Origin of the sequence: Corynebacterium sp. ACRQK (assembly GCF_022345965.1) — a bacterium.
In the GTDB taxonomy this organism is placed as follows: Bacteria; Actinomycetota; Actinomycetes; order Mycobacteriales; family Mycobacteriaceae; genus Corynebacterium.
The window spans coordinates 213,497-235,567 of the sequence record NZ_JAKRMU010000001.1; the positions used below are offsets into that span (position 1 = coordinate 213,497).

General features: G+C 61.5%; 22 protein-coding genes and 7 tRNA genes. 13 read left to right on the top strand and 16 right to left on the bottom strand.

Going from position 1 to position 22,071, the window contains the following annotated elements:
• Window positions 1-24 precede the first annotated feature (24 nt).
• The 5 genes from MHX63_RS00985 to MHX63_RS01005 all read right to left on the bottom strand — a co-directional run bounded on the left by MHX63_RS00985 (window position 25) and on the right by MHX63_RS01005 (window position 3,265).
• Complete coding sequence (locus MHX63_RS00985) at window positions 25-1,278, bottom strand: Dyp-type peroxidase (protein ID WP_239386828.1); 1,254 nt, start codon at window positions 1,276-1,278, stop codon at window positions 25-27.
• 5 nt (window positions 1,279-1,283) lie between these two features.
• The gene (locus tag MHX63_RS00990; protein ID WP_239386830.1) at window positions 1,284-1,925 is read right to left on the bottom strand and encodes a copper chaperone PCu(A)C; all 642 of its coding nucleotides are present in this window, start codon (window positions 1,923-1,925) and stop codon (window positions 1,284-1,286) included.
• A 100-nt stretch (window positions 1,926-2,025) separates the two neighbouring features.
• A complete protein-coding gene (locus tag MHX63_RS00995) occupies window positions 2,026-2,346 on the bottom strand; it encodes a hypothetical protein (protein ID WP_239386832.1) in 321 nt (106 codons plus the stop codon).
• Window positions 2,347-2,415: 69 nt separating this feature from the next.
• A complete protein-coding gene (locus MHX63_RS01000; protein WP_239386833.1) occupies window positions 2,416-2,997 on the bottom strand; it encodes a copper resistance CopC family protein in 582 nt (193 codons plus the stop codon).
• A gap of 193 nt (window positions 2,998-3,190) precedes the next feature.
• Window positions 3,191-3,265 (bottom strand) — tRNA-Val (locus tag MHX63_RS01005).
• 234 nt (window positions 3,266-3,499) lie between these two features.
• On the opposite strand from MHX63_RS01005, the gene MHX63_RS01010 reads away from it, so the two are divergent.
• The 8 genes from MHX63_RS01010 (at window position 3,500) to msrB (ending at window position 5,942) form a co-directional block, all read left to right on the top strand.
• Window positions 3,500-3,575, top strand: a tRNA-Gly gene (locus tag MHX63_RS01010).
• 48 nt (window positions 3,576-3,623) lie between these two features.
• A tRNA-Val gene (locus MHX63_RS01015) sits at window positions 3,624-3,695 on the top strand.
• A 47-nt stretch (window positions 3,696-3,742) separates the two neighbouring features.
• A tRNA-Gly gene (locus MHX63_RS01020) sits at window positions 3,743-3,818 on the top strand.
• Window positions 3,819-3,859: 41 nt separating this feature from the next.
• Window positions 3,860-3,934, top strand: a tRNA-Cys gene (locus tag MHX63_RS01025).
• A 28-nt stretch (window positions 3,935-3,962) separates the two neighbouring features.
• A tRNA-Val gene (locus tag MHX63_RS01030) sits at window positions 3,963-4,034 on the top strand.
• 48 nt (window positions 4,035-4,082) lie between these two features.
• Window positions 4,083-4,158 (top strand) — tRNA-Gly (locus MHX63_RS01035).
• A gap of 91 nt (window positions 4,159-4,249) precedes the next feature.
• Window positions 4,250-5,515: a glycosyltransferase family 87 protein gene (locus MHX63_RS01040; RefSeq protein WP_239386834.1), complete on the top strand. Its 1,266-nt coding sequence runs from the start codon at window positions 4,250-4,252 to the stop codon at window positions 5,513-5,515.
• Window positions 5,508-5,942, top strand: coding sequence for a peptide-methionine (R)-S-oxide reductase MsrB (gene msrB / locus MHX63_RS01045; RefSeq protein WP_239386836.1), 435 nt, complete (start codon window positions 5,508-5,510; stop codon window positions 5,940-5,942). The genes MHX63_RS01040 and msrB overlap by 8 nt, the downstream gene beginning before the upstream one ends.
• An 8-nt stretch (window positions 5,943-5,950) precedes the next feature.
• Here the strand turns inward: msrB and hemQ are convergent, their stop codons facing one another.
• From hemQ to hemE, 3 genes are all read right to left on the bottom strand, one after another.
• Complete coding sequence (hemQ, locus tag MHX63_RS01050; RefSeq protein ID WP_239386838.1) at window positions 5,951-6,667, bottom strand: hydrogen peroxide-dependent heme synthase; 717 nt, start codon at window positions 6,665-6,667, stop codon at window positions 5,951-5,953.
• 121 nt (window positions 6,668-6,788) lie between these two features.
• Window positions 6,789-8,234, bottom strand: coding sequence for a protoporphyrinogen oxidase (hemG, locus tag MHX63_RS01055; protein ID WP_239386840.1), 1,446 nt, complete (start codon window positions 8,232-8,234; stop codon window positions 6,789-6,791).
• On the bottom strand, window positions 8,231-9,388 hold the full coding sequence (gene hemE, locus MHX63_RS01060) for a uroporphyrinogen decarboxylase (protein ID WP_239386842.1): 1,158 nt from the start codon (window positions 9,386-9,388) through the stop codon (window positions 8,231-8,233). Before hemE ends, hemG begins: the two co-directional genes overlap by 4 nt.
• Window positions 9,389-9,451: 63 nt before the next feature.
• On the opposite strand from hemE, the gene MHX63_RS01065 reads away from it, so the two are divergent.
• Both MHX63_RS01065 and MHX63_RS01070 read left to right on the top strand, forming a co-directional pair.
• A complete protein-coding gene (locus MHX63_RS01065) occupies window positions 9,452-10,075 on the top strand; it encodes a DUF3000 domain-containing protein (protein ID WP_370643949.1) in 624 nt (207 codons plus the stop codon).
• A gap of 81 nt (window positions 10,076-10,156) precedes the next feature.
• Complete coding sequence (locus tag MHX63_RS01070; protein ID WP_239386844.1) at window positions 10,157-11,428, top strand: ribonuclease D; 1,272 nt, start codon at window positions 10,157-10,159, stop codon at window positions 11,426-11,428.
• Here the strand turns inward: MHX63_RS01070 and dxs are convergent.
• From dxs to dut, 5 genes are all read right to left on the bottom strand, one after another.
• Window positions 11,425-13,317, bottom strand: coding sequence for a 1-deoxy-D-xylulose-5-phosphate synthase (gene dxs, locus MHX63_RS01075; protein ID WP_239386846.1), 1,893 nt, complete (start codon window positions 13,315-13,317; stop codon window positions 11,425-11,427). The two genes, MHX63_RS01070 and dxs, sit on opposite strands and share 4 nt — an antisense overlap.
• Before the next feature lie 98 nt (window positions 13,318-13,415).
• A complete protein-coding gene (locus tag MHX63_RS01080; RefSeq protein WP_239386847.1) occupies window positions 13,416-14,780 on the bottom strand; it encodes a class I SAM-dependent RNA methyltransferase in 1,365 nt (454 codons plus the stop codon).
• On the bottom strand, window positions 14,767-15,525 hold the full coding sequence (locus tag MHX63_RS01085; protein ID WP_239386848.1) for a DUF3159 domain-containing protein: 759 nt from the start codon (window positions 15,523-15,525) through the stop codon (window positions 14,767-14,769). The genes MHX63_RS01080 and MHX63_RS01085 overlap by 14 nt, the downstream gene beginning before the upstream one ends.
• On the bottom strand, window positions 15,525-16,217 hold the full coding sequence (locus MHX63_RS01090) for a DUF3710 domain-containing protein (RefSeq protein WP_239386850.1): 693 nt from the start codon (window positions 16,215-16,217) through the stop codon (window positions 15,525-15,527). Before MHX63_RS01090 ends, MHX63_RS01085 begins: the two co-directional genes overlap by 1 nt.
• Before the next feature lie 72 nt (window positions 16,218-16,289).
• Window positions 16,290-16,766, bottom strand: a complete 477-nt coding sequence (gene dut / locus MHX63_RS01095) for a dUTP diphosphatase (protein ID WP_239386851.1) — start codon at window positions 16,764-16,766, stop codon at window positions 16,290-16,292.
• Window positions 16,767-16,874: 108 nt separating this feature from the next.
• On the opposite strand from dut, the gene MHX63_RS01100 reads away from it, so the two are divergent.
• Entirely contained in the window at window positions 16,875-17,360 is a 486-nt protein-coding gene (locus MHX63_RS01100; RefSeq protein WP_239386853.1) for a DUF3093 domain-containing protein, read from the top strand.
• 36 nt (window positions 17,361-17,396) lie between these two features.
• Here the strand turns inward: MHX63_RS01100 and MHX63_RS01105 are convergent, their stop codons facing one another.
• A complete protein-coding gene (locus MHX63_RS01105) occupies window positions 17,397-17,696 on the bottom strand; it encodes a DUF4193 domain-containing protein (RefSeq protein ID WP_005295036.1) in 300 nt (99 codons plus the stop codon).
• A gap of 178 nt (window positions 17,697-17,874) precedes the next feature.
• The gene (locus MHX63_RS01110) at window positions 17,875-18,897 is read right to left on the bottom strand and encodes an inositol monophosphatase family protein (RefSeq protein WP_239386855.1); all 1,023 of its coding nucleotides are present in this window, start codon (window positions 18,895-18,897) and stop codon (window positions 17,875-17,877) included.
• 54 nt (window positions 18,898-18,951) lie between these two features.
• On the opposite strand from MHX63_RS01110, the gene ppgK reads away from it, so the two are divergent.
• Together ppgK and MHX63_RS01120 are read left to right on the top strand one after the other, a co-directional pair.
• Complete coding sequence (ppgK, locus tag MHX63_RS01115; protein ID WP_239386857.1) at window positions 18,952-19,731, top strand: polyphosphate--glucose phosphotransferase; 780 nt, start codon at window positions 18,952-18,954, stop codon at window positions 19,729-19,731.
• A gap of 224 nt (window positions 19,732-19,955) precedes the next feature.
• A complete protein-coding gene (locus MHX63_RS01120; protein WP_239386858.1) occupies window positions 19,956-21,620 on the top strand; it encodes an RNA polymerase sigma factor in 1,665 nt (554 codons plus the stop codon).
• Here the strand turns inward: MHX63_RS01120 and MHX63_RS01125 are convergent.
• Complete coding sequence (locus MHX63_RS01125) at window positions 21,617-21,991, bottom strand: DUF308 domain-containing protein (RefSeq protein ID WP_239386860.1); 375 nt, start codon at window positions 21,989-21,991, stop codon at window positions 21,617-21,619. The genes MHX63_RS01120 and MHX63_RS01125 overlap by 4 nt on opposite strands.
• Window positions 21,992-22,071 lie beyond the last annotated feature (80 nt).

The following is a 22,071-nucleotide window of genomic DNA, read 5'->3' on the forward strand; positions in this document are numbered from 1 at the left end:
GACGGTCCTCAACGCCCGTAGATTCTACCCCTCCAGAATCTCTTGCCCCCAGTACGCCCCGTTTTGTGTGCCGGGCAGTACCCAGAAGACCGCTGAACCGACGTGGGTGATCCACGTATTCAGCCGGTCCTTCTCCGCGAGTCGCTTCTGCAGAGGCGTGAATGCCTCGTCGGGGTCGGCCTGGAAGCAGATGAAAATCAGCCCGCTGTTGCCCAGTGGGGTGACCTCGTTGTCCCAGTTGTAGGCGCGGCGCCTCATGTGGGTGCCCTCGCCTGCAGTAATTCCAACGTGGCTGCGCTCGTCGATCAGCGGCAAGCCGTCATCGCCGGTCTTGTTGAGGTCCACCGGGTCGAACTCGTCCTTCGCGCCCAGCGGCGCGCCGGTGTCCGCGTGTCGGCCGAACACGACCTCTCGGGACTTCCGGTCCAGCTGTTCCCACCCCGGCATGTCGAACACGACTCGGCGGACCACCATTGCGCTGCCGCCCTGATCGTCCCAAATGGATTCGTCGTACTCTTCGTCGGTGCGGGGAATGGCGGTGCCATCCTTGAAGCCCATCAGGTTGCGCGGGGTTTCGCCTGTCGGCGAATCCACAAATCCGCGCTGGGTCCATTTCGGCGTCGCATAATCACGACCGCCACGGGTCAGCACACGCGCAGCATGGCTCACGGCCGTGAGGTCATCGCCACAGATCTGCAGCACCACGTCAGCACCGCCGAAGTCCGGGTCAAGCTTGTCTCCCTTGAACTTCGGCAGCCCGTTGAGGTTCTTCTTCACCCAGGAAGGAGCCGCGCCAATCAAGCCCGCATCCTTGATCAACTTGGGTCCCCACCCCGCAGTCACCGTCAGGTTCTGCGGGGCTATAGATAGCTCGTGTTCCAGGTCCGCCAGGGCAACCTGCCCCTGGGTCAGGGAACGCGCATCACCGGTCCAGATGCGCATCAGGCGCTCCAGGTTCGTCTTCAGCCCACCGCGCGGTAGCCCGTCCCTCTTGAGGTTAAAAGCCACCAACAGCGCGTGGTTCTGCGAGTCTTCCCGGATACCCGCCTGGTGCGGGCCATCGAAATCAATCTTTCTTATTGACGCCCCATCGCCAGCACCATCGTTCCCAGCTGTAGAAGCAGAGTCTTCTGCTGTGCTGCAGGCTGCCAGGACGGAGGCGGCGCCGGTCATCCCCAGTCCCGCAAAGAAGCCACGGCGAGTGAACTTCACACCTCGGGTGGGCTCGGGGGTGGGGGCGTCAGAAATGGAAGGAAGAAAACGTGCGGGGTCAGGCATGGGTATTAGTGCTCGTGTCCGTGCTCTTCACCGTGCTGCATGCCGTCCATGCCATCCATGTCGCCGCCGTCTTCGTCACCGTAGTGCTCGTGGGTGGACTGCTGAACACGCACCGGAACGTTATCCAGCTTGTACTCGTTGCCATCCTCGTCGACCAGGGTGAAGGACAGGGAATCGCCAGCGGCGATCTCGTCGGAAACTTCCATGATCATGATGTGGTTTCCGCCCGGCTCCAGCACGCTATCCTCGCCCGCGGGAATAGTCAGGCTGGAGATCTCCTGCATCTCGCCGTCAGCGTTGACCTCGTGCAGCTCGTACTTCGCACCGTCAATGTCGCCCTTCACCTCGGTGATGGTGATGTCCTTGTCGGTGGTGTTGTGCAGAGTGCCAAACACAGACGTCATGTTCTTGTCTGCAGGCTTGGCGGTGACATAGGAGTCGTTAAACTCCAAAGCCTGCTCGTCCGCAGCCTTGTCGTCGGCGGAATCAGCGGACTCAGCGGACTGAGTAGCCTCCGCCGAGGTGGAAGCGTCGTTCTTATCTTCCCCATCGTCCGAGCATGCAGAAAAGAACAGCGCACTGCTCAACGCAACGGCAGCCGCGGCTGCGGCACGCTTCTTGGTGTTGTTCAGGGAGGTCAGGGACATAACAAACCTTTCAATTAAAAGGCGTGCGGGCTTCCCAACCATTTGTGTGCCCGGGGCTATATCCCGAACACGCTATACGCGATCTCTAGCGTTTCGCGTGCTAGTTGGTGGCACCCGACGCGGATGCTGCGCCGGTGGCGGTTGCCTCGGCGTTACCGGTGGCCACTTCAGCGCCGCCCATCTCAGTCTCTACGGAAGCGTCGGTCTCCTCCGCATCGGTAGCGTCGGTCTCTTCAGCCTCGGACTCGGACGAGTCGGTAGCTGCTTCCTCGGTGGACTGGATGCTCGGGCTAGCCGGGCCGGTGGTTGCGGTGTCCTCGCGCTGGCCGCCGTCATTCTCGTTAGGAGGGGTGCAAGCGGACAGTGCAAGGGCGGTGGTCAGAGCCAGAGCGGCAGCGGTTGCAGAGCGGAACTTCTTCACGGGAAATCTCCTGATCAGGTAATCGTCAACTAATCGGACATGAGGAACGCTCTATCCAACCACTGTCGGCTAGTCGTTCTTCAAGTCACGAAAGCGTGCGATGGCGATTGCCACGGCACCTACAATTACGACAATACCGCCCAAAGGCAATAACCAAGAAGGAAATGGGGACTGCTCCCCCTGTGTCCCCTCTTCGGAGCCACCTTCGGATGGGCTTTCGCCACTGCTATTACTTTCGCCACCGTCCCCGGAAGCCAAGTTGAACTTCAGGCTGCCGCGGGTGGAGTGACCGTCGGAGCTAGTGATCTGATAGCCGACGGTGTACTCGCCACCGTCCTTCTTCTCCTGCACATCCGCCGGAACATCGACGGAAAGCTCCCGACCATTGGCCGCCGGCTCGTCGCGGACGAGTACCTCTCCATCGTGCGACAGCGCGATGGTGTTGAAGCCTTCCTGCGGCTCACCTGAGAAGTTCAGTACGATCTTCTCCGGCAGGTGATCGACCGTTGAGTTGGCCTCCGGGGTGGACTTCACCACGACGTCGTGGGCAGAAGCTGGCGCACCAAAACCCACGGAAACGGCGGCAACCATTCCAGATGCCGCCAGGATGCGGCCTAGGGGGCGTCCCAAAGAAGAAAAACGGCGAGGCATGTAAACGGTGAACCTTTCTGTCACGACACTGCTAACACCATAGCGCCGAAAAGATTTGCCTCAACCATGCGAGGCTTTCCAGCGCTATTCAAGTAGTCGGGCGCCGCGCCGAAAGAGTTCCCAGCCCTTACCCCGCGGGGGTACCTTCAGGGCTGTAATAAAAAACCGCCCGGCAACAAAGCCAGGCGGTATGTGGTGGTTCCAACTGGGTTCGAACCAGCGACCTTTCCGGTGTGAGCGGAACGCTCTTCCACTGAGCTATGGAACCTTCAAGAGGGAAAGGTACCACTAGCCCCTAAGCAAGACCAAAACCCGTAGGCTGACACCGCATCGATGCCAAATGGTCGAATTGCAAAGCTGTAGTTCCGGAACCTTCAACCGCCACAAAAACAGTCTTTAGAAGCACGTATCTACCTGGGGATTTGTGAACTAGGTGACTAACAGGCTAGTGTTTGTTGTCGCAGCGACGAAGAATTGCTTTTAAGCACTCAAAGTTGCTCATGCGGATGTAGCGCAGTTGGTAGCGCATCACCTTGCCAAGGTGAGGGTCGCGAGTTCGAGTCTCGTCATCCGCTCCAAACTCAAGCAAGATCTCGAGTTCGTTTCGGGGCTTGGGTTTTGTTTTAGCGCGTTTAGCTCAGCGGGAGAGCGCTTCCCTGACACGGAAGAGGTCACTGGTTCGATCCCAGTATCGCGCACAGGATCCCCTTCGGATCCACCAGCGAAGGATTATAACCTTTCGCACGCGGATGTAGCGCAGTTGGTAGCGCATCACCTTGCCAAGGTGAGGGTCGCGAGTTCGAGTCTCGTCATCCGCTCCACGGTTCACTAAAGTGGGCCACGAGCAAGAATTTCTTGCCGCGGTGGAATGGCTGAGTGGCTTAGGCAACGGTCTGCAAAACCGTGTACACGGGTTCGATTCCCGTTTCCACCTCCACATTCTTTAAACCCATAGTGAACTTAAGGCGCGTTTAGCTCAGCGGGAGAGCGCTTCCCTGACACGGAAGAGGTCACTGGTTCGATCCCAGTATCGCGCACTGGATCCTATTTGGAGCCTCTAGCGTAAGGGTTAATACCTTTCGCATGCGGATGTAGCGCAGTTGGTAGCGCATCACCTTGCCAAGGTGAGGGTCGCGAGTTCGAGTCTCGTCATCCGCTCCAGTTTTCGGGGACCTCCGGGTCCCTTTTTTCATGCCCTACCAGCGGCGTGGCAGCGCTAACGAAAACATTCGGGGTCTAAAATTAGTCGGCGATGAATGCCGAGAAACTTTCCTCTACACGTACAGATGGCCGCGTAGACACCTCGCAGATCCTCTGCTGGGTGTTCTGGCCGTTGGCTGTAATGACCTTTATCCAGCGCGTATTCGTTCGCCCTTGGAACTCGCGCCTCACCGACGACTTCGGTACGGTCATCTCAGCGCTGTACAAGTTCCGCGCCCAGGAGGCGATCTACGACCAGGATTACTCCTCCACGGATCCGCACTACCTCTACTCCCCCGGCGCCACGCTACTACTGAGTCCCCTGTCGCTACTTTCGAACCTAGAACTGGCACGCGCCGTGTACGTGGTCGGCAACGGTGTTGCGGCAGTGCTGGCGGTTGTGGTGCTCACGAAGCTCTTTGGCTATTCCCTGCGATCCTGGGTCTTGCCCGTCGGCATCTTCTTTCTCTTTAGTTCCGAATCGATCGCCAACACCCTTGGCTTCGGCAATATCAACGGCGTGCTGTTGCTGGCTGAGTCGCTGTTCCTGTGGCTCCTTATCAACAATCGAGGGCTGCTGGCGGGCATCGTCATCGGCCTGGCCATCACAATCAAACCGCAGTTTTTGCCACTGCTTTTCATTCCCCTGATGCGCCGACAGCTGTCCACTATCGTCACTGGCCTGGCGGTCCCGGTAGTCATGAATGTCATCGCCTGGCCGCTCACCACAAACGCTGGCGATTACTTCGACAAGCTGCTGCCCTACCTCAGCGAGGTACGGGATTTCGCCAACTCGTCGATCCCCGGCGTGGGTGTCTATTTCGGCTTCCCGGACTGGACGATCTGGCTTTGGCGCATCCTGGCCGCTATCTGCGTGCTTGTGGCACTGGCCATGCTACTGCGCTTCCGCGACCGAGAGCCGGTTATGTGGGCCGCCAGCACCGCCGGCGTGCTTCTCACGGGCGTGTTCCTGATTAGCAGCCTGGGCCAGATGTACTACTCGATGCTGCTGCTGCCGCTGCTATTCACCGTTCTTTCCTCCCGCTCCGTTATGCATAACCCCGTGGCGTGGCTGGGCGTGTACTTCTTCTTCAGCCACGACTCCTGGTTTTCGGATCGATGGGTCAACTACGGCCGAGTGGCGGAATATACGCGCGGCACTATTGGTTGGTCATTGTTGCTGGTCGCCGCTGCGGTGGTTTCTACGATGTGGTTCTTTAGGGAACGACGCCACAACGTCCACCCCCTAGGCGATGTACACACGAACGGTCTCTTCTACCGGGACAAGACTAGGACAGGAGAAGCTACTGATGGCTGAGTTGAACCCGACCGCTGATTTCCGCAAGCTCACTGACGAGCAGTGGCGCGAGCGCCTGACCCCCGAGGAGTTCGCCGTGCTCCGCCGGGCCGGAACTGAAGCTCCCTTCAAGGGCGAGTACACGGACACGGAAACGGAGGGTGTGTACGCCTGCAAGGGCTGCGGAGCAGAGCTGTTCCGCTCGACCGAAAAGTTCCATTCGCACTGCGGTTGGCCGAGCTTCTTTGACCCGAAGGATTCGGAAGCGGTCATTACCCGCGTCGACGATTCCCTCGGCATGCGCCGCATCGAGGTTCTCTGTGCGCAGTGCGAGAGCCACCTGGGCCACGTTTTCGAGGGCGAGGGTTACCCCACGCCCACCGATCTGCGCTATTGCATCAACAGCATTGCTTTGACGCTGCAGCCGGCCGCAGATCCGGCCGATTAACTAGGCGGCTAGGCCAGCGACTCCACGAAGCTGGCCAGCTCCTCCTTGTCGCCGTTGACACGGCGGCCGGTGAAGAACGGGATTTCCTCGCGCACGTGGTGACGCGCCTCCGTGTAGCGCATCTTGTACATCAGCTCGACGATGCGCTCCAGAGTCGGGGACTCGAAGGCCAGGATCCACTCGTAGTCACCCAGTGCGAAGGCGGGGACGGTGTTAGCACGAACCTCGTCGAAGCCCAGGGCGGCCTTGCCGTGCTCGCGCAGCAGGCGGGAGCGCTCCGCGCGATCCATGGTGTACCACTCGTAGCTGCGGACGAACGGGTAGACGCAGATCCAATCGCCCGGCTCCTCGCCCATGATGAAGGACGGCAGGTGAGCCTTGTTGAATTCGCTCGGGCGGTGCAGGCAGGTGTTGGACCATACCGGCTCGCAGGCCTGTCCCAGCTTGGTTTCCTTGAGGAAGCGGCGGTAAGCCACCTGTAGATCCTGCATCTTCTCCGCGTGCCACCAGATCATGACGTCGGCCTCGGCGCGCAGCGCGGACAGGTCGTAGACGCCGCGGATCATCAGTTCCTCATGCTCAAAGGAATCAATGAATGCCTGAAAATCAGCAGCTACCTCCGAGCGATCCCCCAGCACGCCAGGCTCGATCTTGAAGACCGAGTAGGTGGCGAAGCGAACGACGGCGTTGAGACGCTTGATATCCTGCGCGTTCAGTTCAGTCATTGTGTTTAGCCTCTTTAGCCTTTCTGAGTTCCATTCATAGGTTCTTTGGCAGCCGTTAACGGCTTATACGAAATCCAATCTACGCGAGATCACCTTCCTGAGGAGCTAGGCGTGGGGTGGATCACGCCATCTCGCGGATGATCTCCCGCGCGGCCTCCACGCCCGAAGCGGCGGTTGCGGGCACGCCCACACCGTTGAGCATCGAACCGGCCAGCGCCAGCCCGCGGATGCCCAGTACCTCGTCGTAGGCCTGGGACATTGCATCCATGTAGCCCACACCGTAGCGCGGCAGTCCACCCCACCAACGTTGGACGAAGTACTCCTCCGGGGTCTTCCGCTCGCCGGTGATGCGCTCTAGATCCTCGACGGCAAAACTCAGCAAGGCGCGATTATCTACGTCCAAGTGCCACGGGTTGCCAAAGCTGCCGAAGCTAGCCCGCACAAAAGCTCCCCCGCGTTCGCCCAGGTGCGGCCACTTACGAGACGAGAACGTGAAAGCCTTCGCCTCCGTGGGTGCGTCACTTCCCAAAAGAACACCCGAACGCTCCGGGATGCCGTGGGCGGAAGCCATCCGCATACCGACAACTACGCTGCTGGCAAGATCAATATCACCCAACACATCTGCAGCGGTGGGAGCCATGTACTGCAGGATCGCCGAGGCAGTGGGCGCCGGGGTGGCTACGATGACTGCATCGAACTCACCGATCGGATCGATGTAGTAGCCGCCTCGGGTGCGACCGATGGACTCCACGGCAGTGTTGCGCAGCAGCTCCGGGTCTGCGTTGCGCACCAGCGCGTCTACCAGGCTGGCGTAACCCCCGCGTAGGCTGCGGAAGACAGGCTTCGGCTTCTCCCCCTCCTTGGGCGCAGGCCGCTGGGAAAGAAGGCGCTCGATGGCATCCACCAGGAAGAACGGCTGGCCTAACGCGCCGCGGCGGTCCAGCTCCGCCGCCAGCTGCGGAAGCGTGGCGCGCACTCCCAGATCAAAAGCGTTGCAGGAATACACGCCGCCCAGCAGCGGGGAGACCAAACGGTCGACCACAATGCGGCCCAGGCGGGCTTCCACCAACTGTCCGACGGAAGTGTCCTGTCCCGGCGTCCACGTCATCGGCTGGCCGTTCCGCTCAGCGTCGATGCGGGCAGCGCCGTCCTGCCCCACAACCTCGGCAACGTCCGCGCCGCGGGAAGGGATGCCCATTAACGTGCGCCGCGGAATATCCACAAGCGCGCCGTCCACATAGAAGCCACTCGGCAGGCCAGAGGGCACACACAGCTGGTTCCCCAGCCCAACGGATTCAACCAGTTCAGTGAAGTCCTGACGGAAACCCATGTAGGCCTCCGCTCCCATGTCCACCGGACCGTTGGCATAGTTCACAGTCTTGAGCTTTCCGCCCAAGCGGTCGTAGGCCTCGGTCAGCAGAATGCGGGTGTTCGGCCCCAGCTGACGGCGCAGCTCCCATGCCGCGGCCAGGCCGGCGATGCCGCCGCCGATGATGGCGACGCGCAGCCCCTCCAGCCCGAAGGTCTCTAGTTTCTCGAAGTGGCAGGAAAACTGGTTGGCCTTCATCGTTTGTGGACCTCCTCGAAGGCGCGGGTGATGGCATCGGGATCGGTGTTCGGCAAAACTCCGTGGCCGAGGTTGAAGATGTGTCCGCGAGCCTGGCCACGCTCGATAGCGCGGTCAGCCTCGGCACAAACGCGGGCGATCTGCGCCTCTACAACGTCCGCGCCGGCGAATAGCACGGCCGGATCCAGGTTGCCCTGCAGCGCCTTGGCACGGGTGGTCGGCTCCGCCGTGGGGGCGGCCTCCTGCAGTGCGGCGGATACGCGCGTGGCGGCGGAATCCAGCGGCACGCGCCAATCCACGCCCACCACGTCGGGGCCGGCCAGAGCCATATCGCCCAGCAGCTCCCCGGTGCCTACGCCGAAGTGGATCATCGGTACGCCATAGGCGCGCATCGCATTGAAAATCTCGGTGGAATACGGGCGGACGAACTCGCGGTAATCCCTCGCCGTCAGGTATCCAGCCCAGGAGTCAAACAGCTGCAGGGCGTCCACGCCGGCTTCCGCCTGAACCTGCAGGAAGCGGATAATAGTGGGGGTCAATCGGCGCATCAAGGCGTGCCACACTTCGGGCTGAGAGTACATCAGGGCCTTCGTGACCTCGTGGTTCTTCGAAGGACCACCCTCAACGAGGTAAGAGGCAAGAGTAAAGGGCGCGCCGGCGAAACCGATGAGGACCTGGTCGTCGCGCAGCCCCTCAAGCACTCCGCCGATGCCTTCGACGATGCTATCGAGCTGACCGCCCTCGACAATCGGCAGCGCAGCTACCTCCTGTGCCGTGCGCACGGGGTGCTGTACGACGGGACCGCGGCCGGCAACAATATCCAGATCCACTCCTGCGGCCTTGAGCGGTACCACGATGTCGGAGAACAGGATCGCCGCGTCCGCGTCGTGCCGGCGGACCGGCTGCAGGGTGATCTCCGCGAGCAGCTCCGGATTAAAGCACGATTCCAACATTCCGTAGTCTTTACGGATCTCGCGGTACTCCGGCAGGGAGCGGCCGGCCTGGCGCATCATCCACACCGGGCGGCGACTTGGGGTTTCTCCGCGCGCTGCGGCGAGGAACGGTGCGTCCTTGTGGGCGCGACGCTTTAGCTCCGCGGCAGCGGTGTCAGCTTGGATGGGGCAATCAAAAGGCTCACTCGTCATAGATGCCATTATGCCAGCGCCCTCGGCGCGCCTCACAAACGCGACAAACCTTAAAGGCTAGGTTTAGGCCTTGTGAGTCAAGAGACTGAGATCCCAGAGTACTTCCACGAAGCGGTGCGCTCCATGTCGGAAGCACAAGTGCGTCGCGGCATCAGCGTCGGAGACATCCGACCGCCCCGAAACCTCGCCCCCCTCAGCCACGCCATCGGCCTCGAGGTGCTACCCGCCGACGAAGACAGCGAAGACAGCACCGGCACTCCCGCTGGCGATGCCTTCGGCCGCCTGATCCTGCTGCACGACCCACAGGGCGACGAGCAGTGGAAGGGCAAGCGTATGCGTATGGTCGCCTATATCCAGGCGGACATGGACGCTGCCGTGGCCTCCGACCCGCTGCTACCGGATGTGGCGTGGGACTGGCTCAAGGAGCAGCTGGACTCCCCCAACTGTGAATACACCAACCTCGGAGGCACGGTGACTTCCACAGCTTCCGTCCGCTACGGAGAGATCGGTGGACCCCCGCGCGCCTTCCAGCTGGAAATGCGCGCCTCCTGGACTGCCACCGGTTCCGACCTCACCGGCCATGTCCAAGCCTTCGCGGAGGTGCTGGCAAACGTCGCCGGCCTCCCACCCGAGGGCGTGACCAGCCTGGCCTTCGGCGCCCGTCCCGCAAGCACCACAGCCGCAAACGACTCCTAGTAACTCCTAATAAAACTACTCTTAGTAAAGGCAAGAGGCTCCGAAGCGAGGCAAGCGGCGGGCTGACGTATCGTTATAGCCGTGAGTTTTGTCTCTGTCCCCGCCGCCGGCACCCCGGTTCTGCGGGATACCCCGCAGCACATCGACGCCGCCGCCCGCGCACTTGCCGCAGGCCACGGCCCCATCGCCATCGACACGGAGCGCGCCTCTGCCTACCGCTACGACGATCGCGCGTTCCTGATTCAGCTGCGCCGCCACGGCTCCGGCACCTTCCTGATTGATCCTGAGGCCGAACCCCAAGCCACTCGCCGCATGGCCAAGGTCGTGAACGAGTCCGACTGGGTGCTCCACGCCGCTCACACCGACCTGCCGTGCCTGTTGGCTTTGGGTTGGCGCCCGCGCGTGCTGCACGATACGCAAATTGCCGGACAGATCCTGGGCGCCGAACGCATTGGTCTTTCCGGAATGCTAGAGGCCTACTTCGACATCGAAGTGCCCAAGGATAAAGGCAATGCGGACTGGTCGCGCAGACCGCTGACCGAGGCGATGCTGAACTACGCCGCCCTCGACGTCGAATGGCTGCTGGAACTATTGAATTGCTGCCTCGATGACCTCGCCGAGACCGGCCGCACCGAGTGGTATGTCCAGGAGTGCGGCCACATACTGGCCTCTGCCTCTCCCCTGTCCGCCAACGACTGGACGGGACTGAAGGGTTTGAGTTCGCTGCGCCGCGCTCTTCCCCGCCGGATCGCCCACGACCTATGGGAATCCCGCGACGTCATGGCCCGCCGCGGCGATATCTCCCCGGAGGCGATCTTGCGCAGCCGCGACCTCGTGGACATCGCCGGCCGCGCGGATCGTGACCGCGCTGGCGCACTACGACAGTTGAACTCCTGTCTGCATCACTCGCGGGCGCGCATAAAACCTCGGGCTCGCAGGCAATTAGCCGAGCTTCTTTCGGACGCCCTCATGTCCGATCCTCAGGATCTCGAGACCCAACAGTTCCACCCGCCACGTATCCCCACGAGAGGCATCCCGGACCACAAGGTCTGGCCTGAGGAATACCCCCGCGCGGCTGCCTACTCCGAAGCGATTCTCTCCGCAGCCGATAACGTAGCGGATGCCCTACAGATCCGCCTGGACACGATTGTGACCAGGAAGAATCTGCGTCAAGCCGCCTGGGGCTGCTGGGTGGCTGAAGACACCGGCGCGCTGGATGGCTCAGATGACCCAGTTGCGGAATGGGAGCAACTACTCGGCGACAAGTGGACCGCCCTGGGGCTGCGGCCCTGGCAGGTGGAGGTGTTGCTTAACGCAACAACACCCGCCGTCGCGGCGGTGTACGCAGACTAGAGCTTCTCCGCGTAGCCCACGACAGTCCCGGCGACAGTCTCCACATCCAGGCCTAGATCCTCCAGCACTTCGCCGCGCGAGGCATGAGCCAGGAACTCCTGCGGTACGCCCAGGTTGCGGACGGGCACATCGATGCCCGCCTGAGACAAGTCGTAGTGCAGGCGGCTGCCCGCTCCGCCGTGCACGCCATTGTCCTCGATCGTGACGACGAGGTCGAAGTCGCGGGCGAGCTCCAGCAAGCTATCCGCAGTGGGAACCACCCAGTGGGGATCCACGACGGTGGCGGAGAAGTTGGCGTCACAAAGAGCCTGCGCAGCGCCTCGCGCCTGATCCGAAAGAGCTCCGAACGAGACAATGAGCACGCGACCAGCAGTTTGCTCCCCGCCCTGCTCAAACAACACGTCGAAGTCGGCTTCTTCTCGAACCGCAGGCACATCCGCGGGGGCGTTGCCCTTCGGGAAGCGCACGACGGTCGGTGCATCGTCGATGGCCACTGCGCGGTCGAGGGCCAACTCCAGGGTTCGGGCGTCACGTGGGGCGGCCACGTGGATGCCAGGGACGATGCCCGTGATCGACAGATCCCACATGCCGTTGTGGCTCGCGCCGTCAGAGCCGGTGATGCCCGCACGGTCGAGGACGAGGGTGACGCCCAGCTTCAGCAGGGCAACATCCATCAAAAGCTGGTCGAATGCGCGGTTGAGGAACGTCGAGTAGACAGCCACCACCGGATGCAGACCACCAAGAGCCAAACCAGCGGCGGAGGTCACCGCGTGCTGCTCGGCAATGCCAACGTCGTAGGTGCGGCTGGGGTGTGCCTTGGCGAAGTCGGCCAGGCCAGTCGGTCCAGCCATTGCGGCGGTGATGGCCACGATGTCCTCGCGCTCGTTGGCAATGTCGATCAGATGGTTCGAGAACACCTTGGTCCAACTGATCGCGCCCTCAGTCTTCTTCGCCATCGACTCACCGGTGATCGGGTCGATCACGCCGGTGGAGTGCATCTGGTCAGCCTCGTCCTGCTCGGCGGGGTCGAAGCCCTTGCCCTTCTGAGTCACAGTGTGGACAATCACCGGGCCGCCGTAGTCCTTGGCGTAACGCAGGGCGTTCTCAACCTGCTTCAGGTCGTGGCCATCGACGGGACCGATGTACTTCAGCCCCAGCTCCGGGAACATCTCGTGCGGAATGACCGTGTGCTTCACGCCCTCCTTAAGACCGTGAATCACCTGGAAAGCGCGGTCGCCCACCCAACCCATACGACCCAGGGCGTTCTTGCCCGTATCCATCACCCGGTCGTACATCGGCTGTAGGCGCAGGGCGGCAAGGTTTTCGGCCAGGCCGCCGATCGTGGGCGAATAGGAACGACCGTTGTCGTTGACGACGATGACCAGACTGCGGTTCTTCGCAGCGGCGATATTGTTCAGCGCCTCCCACGTCATGCCACCGGTCAGCGCGCCGTCGCCGACTAGGGCGACAACGTGGCGGTGGACCTGGCCGGTCAGCTCGAAAGCCTTGGCCAGACCGTCTGCGTAAGACAGCGAGGCGGAAGCGTGGGAGGACTCGGTCCAGTCGTGGGGGGACTCCGCGCGATCTGGGTAGCCGGAGAGCCCATCCTTCTGACGCAGCGTGTCGAAAAGATCCCGTCGCCCCGTCAGGATCTTGTGCACGTAGGACTGGTGGCCGGTGTCGAAAATCAACGGATCCGAAGGCGAGTCGAATACCCGGTGCATAGCGATCGTCAGTTCTACAACGCCCAGGTTTGGCCCCAGATGGCCACCGGTTGCGGAGACCTTCTGGATAAGAAACTCGCGGATCTCCGCGGCCAGCTGCTCTAGCTGGTTTGTGTCCAGCCCCTTGAGGTCAGCGGGCGAAGATACCTTGTCGAGAATTCCCATGTGAAACTACTCTTCTCCGTCCTCATGTCTCGCGCCGAATGATATGTCCGTCCATTCTAACTGCGCCCAAGTGTTTTGAAAGAATCCCCAACCGGTTGCTAGGAGCCCGCACGACCGCTTCGGTCTGGAACTAAATATGCCAGCAGCTCTACGTGGTGATTCAAACCGAACGCATCCACCACGCACAGCTCCTTGATTGCGTAGCCATTGTCGATCCAGGCGGCAAGGTCGCGGGCGGCAGTGGCCGGGTCGCACCCTACGTGCACGACGTGCCGTGGGCGAGCCTTGGCGATGTCAGCGACGGTCTGTGTGCCTGCGCCTGTGCGCGGCGGATCAAGAACCACTGCGTGCAGGAAACCGCCGCGTGCCAGTTGGGGAACTTGGCCCGCCACATCGCCACCGACGAACTCGACATTATCGATGCCAGCTGCCGCCAGGGCCTGCGCCCCTGCCATGCTGGCGCTACCGGCCACGTCCACACACACCACGCGGTCGGCCTTACGGGATAGCGCGGCGCTGAATACTCCAGCGCCGCCGTACAAATCCCACGCGATCGACTGCTTAGGATTTGCCCCTTGGGACTTCTCCCCCTGTGCTATCGGCGGAATGTGGCGGGCGATCCAGGCGGAGTAGAACTCCGGCGCTGCGTGGTGGGCCTGCCAGAAGTCCTGCACCTGGCTCTCCCACTGCACGTCGAATTCCCGGTCGAGGCCGGCCCCGAAGTGCACGGTGCGGGATACTGTGGGGAGCTCGCCCGCACCATCAGTTGGCGCGTCGAATGAGCCGAATGCCTTGACCCGCAAGTCGGAGGACTTTCCCTGCAACTGCACCATCTTGCGGGTGCCGTAGTCTGCCACGGCAACAGCGATCTCGGAATTGGGTACCAAGCTTCCGGCTTCTCGCAGCTGCTCGATCTCCTCTGCCAGCCCTTCTCGCAGGGCTTCGCTCCACTGCGCACAGGGATGCTCTACGGGCACCACCTGGTGCGAGCCACGGGCGCGCTGGCCAACATTGCATTCCTCGTCCACGGCCAACCGCACGCGTGTGCGCGAGCCTGCGAAAGGCTGCAGACTCTCGGTATTGATAGTGATTGTTTGCAATGCTTCGGCGTCGATCTTGCCTACGCGAGCCAACTGATCCAGCACTACTTGCTTCTTATAGTCCAGCGCCCCGGCGGCGTCCACGAAATCCAGGTCGCAACACCCCGCCCCGGCCTGCGCTGCCGGGCATACCGGGGCAACGCGGTGGGGACTCGGCTGCCCAATGGCCACAGCCTCGCCGTTGCGGAACCCCTTCTTGGAGTTCGAGTTCCGCGCCGGATCGAGCGCCACCGTCACGTCCTTTTCGCCCGGCAGGCCTCCACGCACGAACACGATTTGCCCATCCAGCCGGCCGATCACGGTGCCGCCGTTCGCCGGCCCCGCCAGGTCGATCACTACTTCTTCATTCTCAGTGACGCCCATCGGTATCCACCTCTTCGTTGACTACTTCTATGCTTTCCGCTTCGACCAGCTCTGGGGCTTGTGCGTCATCCGTACCTTCTGGCTCTTGCGTGTCTTCAACCGGCTTCTCCAGGTGCCGCCCCTCCGCTCGGTTCGCTGCCTTCACCGCCCATACAGTGACTGCCACCGCCACCAGAGTCAGGGGCCATCCCATTGCGATGCGGGTGTAGCCAAGGGCGTCAGTCATATCGGCAGCATAGAGCCACTGCTGGACGGCGAAGCGGGCGAAGAACACCACGGCCCATGCGAAGGTGGCGATGTTGAAGGCCCGCACTGCCCTCCGGTTAGTGCGCCAGCGGTGATCGTCGCCATTAATTCCGCGCCATACCGCGCCGACCAATGGCCAGCGGAAGAAAATCGAAATGATTGATGCGATGCCCGCCACCAGCGAGTACCAAATGCCGTAGGCGAAATAACCCTTCGCGTCCCCCATGATCCAGGCGATCGATGCGCACAGCGCGACCGCGAGGAAGCCGGAGATCGCCGGCTGCAGGTTCTCCTTGCGAGCCACACGCCACACCAGAATCAACACCGCGACTGCCAGCGCGGACACCAGCGCAGGCCCCAGACCCCACTGGCTGTTTACCGGCACCAAAACCAGCACCGGAAGTGTGGAGGAGACCAGTCCGGACAGACCGCCCATTTGCTCCAGCAAGGTGGCCTGGGCTGCATCGCCGCCCTGTTGCGGCTCTGTCTTACCTGCCATTACTGCAGATCCTCGCCCCGGTTCCGGGTAGCTCCCTGGGATTCGGCATTCTGGCGGTGCGCCAACTGCTGCAGCTGCTCCTGCAGAGCATCCGCCATGGCCTGCGGCATCAACACCGGCAACGGCTGTCCCGCCGGAATTGGATCATTGCCACGACGAATAAAGGTACGTGCAATGATCTCCCGCGCGATTTTGGCCAGCTCATCGGCCTTGGACTTCTCACCGGCCAGCGTCGCCCGGAACATCCACCGTGGGCCGTTCACTCCGATCAGGCGCATCTGTCCATCACCGGCCACCGCGCAGATTTCCTGCCCCCACGGGCCGTCTTCGACGTAAACGTCCAGGCCGTCCTTCGTCATGCCCGCGACCGTTTCCTCGACAGACTCGGCCCACAGGTCGCCGTTTCGCGGTGCGGCGAAGGCGATCGGGGTGATACGCCCAGCGTCGATCTCCAGGTGAATCATCTGGGGGCCCTCCGGGCCCATATCCACCTTCACCTCACCGCCGTGAGGCACCGGAATGAGCATGGATCCCAGATCCAACGCACCGGTGGCGAAATCCGAGAAGTCGAAGTCCTGGAAGTTCACCGTGTCGCCATCAAACGGGCCAAAGTCGTTTTCTGGCTGATCCTGCTGCGGCTGGGTGACTTCCTCGGCCGGGTTCTTGTCTTCTTTATTCTTACGCCCAAACATCCCAAAACTCCGTCTTCTGTTGGCTTTTTAATCTACTTTAAGTGCTGCTATGTGCTGCTCAATACAGTCGCCCTACACCCCGGTGGACCCGTACCCAGACTCGCCCCGCGCGGTCTCTCCCAATTGCTCTACGCTCTCGAGCTCTTCGACAGCACACAGGCTCACTTCCTGCACTAGCAACTGTGCAACTCGCTCACCGCGTGTCAGCTCAATGGGCTGTTCAGGATCCAGGTTGATCAGGCATACCTTGATTTCCCCGCGGTAGTCCGCATCGATCGTCCCCGGGGCGTTGACGATGGAAAGCCCCTTCTTCAGTGCGAGCCCACTGCGCGGGTGTACCAAACCCACCGTGCCTACGGGCAATGCGATCGCAATGCCTGTCCCGACCAGCTCGCGGTGCCCAGGGGCTATGGTCACATCCTGAGCGGTGTAAAGGTCGATGCCGGCATCCGTCGGGTGGGCGCGTCGCGGCAAGGGCAGCTCCTTGTCTAAGCGAACGATGCGCAGCGGGGCGTCATTTCCATCTAGTCCATTTTGCTTAAGGGTCACGGTCTCCAAGACTACAAGTACCCAACCGAAGTTACGATGTCCGAAACCCCACGGGCTAGAATTACTAGACAGCACGCAAAGCGAACAGATTTATCAGGAGTTATTCAATTGGCATCGGGCACTCAGCAGGAAGAGCTGCTGTATTCGGAGCACCAGCGCGTACCCCTAGTGTGGTGGCTGTTCGCCGCGGGAGTAGTCGCAATCATTGCGTGGCAAGCGCAGATGGGTCGTCCGATGTGGGTCTTTTACGTCGCCCTCGTGATCTCCGGTGCGCTGGCCGTATGGGCATTGATTTACTTCTCCCGCACAAAGGTGGAGGTCAGGGAAGATAGCTCTGGCGAACGGTGGCTGCATGTCGGGCCGGCAAAACTGCCCGCAAGTGTGGTTAGCCGCAGCCTAGTTATTCCCCCGACCGCCAAGCGCGCCGCAATGGGCCGCCAATTGGATCCGGCCGCTTATGTCGTGCACAAGAATTGGATCCCGACGATGGCGATGCTCGTCCTGGACGATCCGGACGACCCCACCCCCTATTGGCTGATCTCCACCAAGGAACCTCAGGAAGTTCTGGAGACGCTTGGTCGCCCGATCTATTAAGGCAGACTGCTAGGCAGACTAGCCAGCTTAAGCGGCCTAAGCACAGTCCTTGCAGATGTACTCGCCGTCGGCGACGGTTTCTGCAATGCAGCTGCGGTGCTGAACCAGGAAGCAGACGCTACAGGTGAATTCGTCGCTCTGGCGCGGGATCACCGAGCCGGACAGCTCCTCGCCGGACAGATCCGCCATGGGTACGTCGAAGGGCTCAACGATCTCTCCATCATCCGTATCGGAAACGGACGGCTCGGCCTTCTCGGCGGCCTTCAGGCCCTCCAGAGAGTCGGTCTCGATGTCGTCTTCGGAACGTCGGCGCGGCGCGTCGTAGTCAGTGGCCATAAGGGGTCCTTACTTACGTCGGTTGTGTCGATCAGATGGAGTGCAAAACAGCCAGCGGGACTGGCTGAAAATTGCCTTAGTTCGTCTCACTGTTCGCGGATCCTAGAGCACATGTACACCCCTTGTCACCTTCACGCGCGCTCTGCCGCTCGATTGGGGTAAAAGGATCCCCCCGTGGCTATTCCACCAGCAGTTCAGCCAGTTCCGCGGCCACCCCCGGCTTCACTGCCAAGACAAGCGCCTTCTCCTCCTTCGTCACGTCGTAATCCGGGGCCACGCTGATAGCCCCGGCACGCGCGGCAATCAGGCACCCCGCCGCGTGATCCCACGGACCCAACCCGTGTTCAAAGTAGGCATCTACTTCCCCGCTGGCCACGCGACACAGGTCCAGTGCCGCCGAACCGATCCGTCGAATATCGCGAACCTTCGGCAGCAGACGGGTCAGCCGTTCCGCCTGGCGGCGGCGATCTTCAGCCACGTACGAAAAGCCGGTAGCAACCAGCGCCTTCCCCAGCGCTCTGTCGGGCGCTGCCGCCCGCTCTACCGGTTCCACGATCAGGGTGTCGACCCCGGTGGCGTTGGCTTTCCAACGACGCGCCGTCCCGCCTGCGTGTGCCACATAGGCCACCTGTGCAGTCACGTCTACCACCACGCCGGCTACTGGCTGTCCATCTACCACTGCGGCAATACTCACGGCGTAGGCCGGAACCCCGTAGAGAAAGTTAACTGTTCCATCGATCGGGTCGACGATCCATAGAATCTCCCCCGGGCCGCTGGCTTCACGGCTCAGCCCGCCTTCCTCTCCGAGCACACAGGCCCCCGGCACTCGGGCCAGCAACTGCTCCATAATGAGATTCTCGCTGGCCTGGTCTACCTCCGTCACGGGATCCACCTCGGAGGTCTTCGTCCCCACCACGCCAACGTGACCATGCTCGTCGGCCAATTCGCTCCGGCGGCGTCGTATAAGAGCGGCCGCCTCGAGCGCCACCTCGAGCGCTGTTTCCTCCAGGTCGGCAGGGCTAAGGTTTTTTTCGTTTTGGGACGCCCCAGCCTCCCCCGCCGTCGACACCTCGTCGAACACTCTCAGGGTTGCCCGCTCGGGCTGTGCCTGCTGCAGAATCGCTGCTACCTCACGCGCCTGTGCGCTCAAGTTTGCTGAACCCGTGGTTTCCATGGTCTCCACCTTGCCATTCTTGATCATTCTTGACAGCCATCCTTGCTGCCGCGCGCCGCCGAATATATTCAAGGTAGTGTTATGGGCATGACTGAGGACATGGCAGAACAGAACCTGAGTTTCGGCGTAGACATCGGTGGATCTGGTGTGAAAGGCGCAGTTGTAGACCTCAACACCGGCGAGTTGGTCACCGAGCGTTTTAAGATCCTCACCCCAAAGCCCTCTACCCCGGACGCAGTGGCGGAAGTCGTGCGCAAGCTGATGGATATGGCCGAGTGGGACGGCCCGGTGGGCGTGACGGTGCCTGCCGTAGTCAAGGATCAGAAGGCACGCTCCGCGGCAAACATCGATGAATCCTGGATCGATACCGATATGCAGGAGCTGTTCAAGCGCCACCTCGGCGAGAGGGAAATCGCTGTTCTTAATGACGCCGACGCAGCCGGCCTGGCGGAGGTGAAGTACGGCGAGGAAAGCGCGAAGCAAGGCGCAGTACTGATGCTCACCTTCGGCACCGGCATCGGTTCGGCCATGCTGTGTGATGGCCACCTGTTCCCCAACTCCGAGCTCGGCCACCTGCCGCACGACGAGAACGGTGACGTCGAGTGGTATGCCAGCTCCGCTGCAAAAGATCGCGAGGAGTTGTCCTATAAGAAGTGGGCCGCTCGCGTGGACGAGGTTCTGCACGCCTACAGCGCCCTATTTAGCCCGAGGACCTTTATCGTCGGCGGCGGCATTTCTCGCAAGGCTGACAAGTGGGTTCCGCTGTTGACCGTCGAAGAAAACGTCATCCCGGCGAAGTTGCGCAACCAGGCGGGCATTATCGGCGCTGCAATGGCCGTGCAGGATGGCATCAAGCCTTAGTATTCGCTAGAAAAGCAACCGCTCTATCCCCGGGATGGTTGCAACGCTGTGCTGATATTTGAGTTATAATGGGCGGTCGATTAGCACAGCAGGGGTTTCAACAACCCTCCTAGACCATCGGTTGTGGGTATGCCGCAACCTGGTGCACCCCAATTCCTCCTCGGAATGTGGCCTTAAAGGGCGGCCATTTCAGTGCACTATGCAATACGAGTGAAAGGGCTTCAGTGGCAGCGAACGACTCGACCACCACCGGCGAAGACAACACCGACGGTGTTGTGCGCAAGGTTGCAAAAAAGACGGCAGCGAAGAAAACTGCCCGAAAGGTGGCGAAGAAGTCGACGGTTGCCAAGAAGGCCACCGCGCGGAAGGCTACGGCAATGGCTGCCGAACCCGCTGCCGATTCGGAGGAGCAGGCGTCCACTCCTGTAAAGAAGGCGGCTAAGAAAACCGCGAAGAAGGCTGCCAAGAAGACCGCACGCAAGGCCGCGAAGAAGACGGCTAAGAAGGCAACCAAGAAAACTGCCAAGAAGACTACGCGTAAGGCCACAAAGAAGACGGCCAAAAAGACAACTGCCAAGCGCGGCACGAAGGCAGCGAAGGCCGCCGGGGAGGTCCTCGAGGAGGACGCAGCTGCAACCGCCACCACCGCTATTTCGGCCCCGGAACAGGATGCGCCGGATACCGCGGAAGAGCGCGACGACTTCGTCGAGGATGCCGACGCTCCCGAGGATCTCGATGCTCTCGAGGACATGGATGAAGACGATGACCTCGACGACCTGGATGACCTCGACGACCTCGACGACGATGACGATGACGATGACGATGACGATGACCTCGATGATGATGACGAGGACGACGAAGATTCCGAGGATTCCGACGAAGAAGCCGACAAGAAGGACGGCAGCTTTGTCTGGGATGAGGACGAATCCGCAGCACTGCGCCAGGCCCGGAAAGATGCCGAGCTCACGGCTTCCGCGGACTCCGTACGCGCGTACCTTAAGCAGATCGGTAAGGTCGCGCTGCTGAATGCGGAACAAGAGGTCTCCCTGGCCAAGCGCATCGAGGCAGGCCTGTACGCTGCTTATCGTCTGCAGGAGCTCAAGGAATCGGGCGAGAAACTCTCCCCGATGCACCGCCGTGATCTGCGCGAGATCGATCGTGACGGGCGCCGCGCAAAGAACCACCTGCTGGAAGCCAACCTGCGCCTCGTGGTCTCGCTGGCCAAGCGCTACACCGGCCGCGGAATGGCATTCCTGGATCTGATCCAGGAGGGCAACCTGGGTCTTATCCGCGCGGTCGAGAAGTTCGACTATGTAAAGGGCTACAAGTTCTCCACGTACGCCACCTGGTGGATCCGTCAGGCCATCACCCGCGCCATGGCAGACCAAGCACGCACCATCCGCATTCCGGTGCACATGGTCGAAGTCATCAACAAGCTGGGCCGCATCCAACGGGAGCTGCTGCAGGACCTGGGCCGCGAGCCCACCCCGGAAGAGCTAGCGCGCGAAATGGATATCACCGTGGACAAGGTGCTGGAAATCCAGCAATACGCCCGCGAGCCGATTTCCCTGGATCAGACCATCGGCGACGAAGGCGACTCCCAGCTGGGCGACTTCATCGAGGACTCGGAGGCCGTCGTGGCTGTCGACGCAGTCTCGTTCACCCTGCTGCAGGACCAGCTGCAGGATGTGTTGCACACTCTGTCCGAGCGTGAGGCCGGCGTGGTGAAGCTGCGTTTCGGCCTGACCGACGGTATGCCGCGCACTTTGGACGAGATTGGCCAGGTCTACGGAGTGACCCGCGAGCGCATTCGCCAGATCGAGTCGAAGACGATGTCCAAGCTGCGCCACCCGTCGCGGTCCCAGGTGCTGCGCGACTACCTGGACTAGTTCTGGTTGTTCTTCACGCAGTCGGAGAACTCCGTGCCGCGTAGATCTTCGCACCCCTCCATGCTCTTCATGGCCACCTGGGTGAAGAAGATCGCGATAGCCATGGCCAATACCCCCAGTATCAAGCCGATAATCGCGTAGCTGCGCTGGGTTCCCCTGCGGTTCGCGATAACCACCGACGTGATTCCCACCAGGATCGCCACCGCGGCCACCACGATGCCGATAAGGGGGAACATCGCGGCTGGGATAGACAGAATGCCCACAATCAGGGCGGCCAGGCTCAGCCCGCTGACCTTGCGCGGCGCGATCTTCTGGAGCTCAGCCTCCTGCGCGTTGGACCTATCCAGATCGATGTAGTCTTCTCGAGCCATCGTGCCGTTTCCTTCCCTCCGAGGTCGCTTGGCATAAAAGCTTCCGGCGATACACCGCCGATATACAACCCGGTGTATCT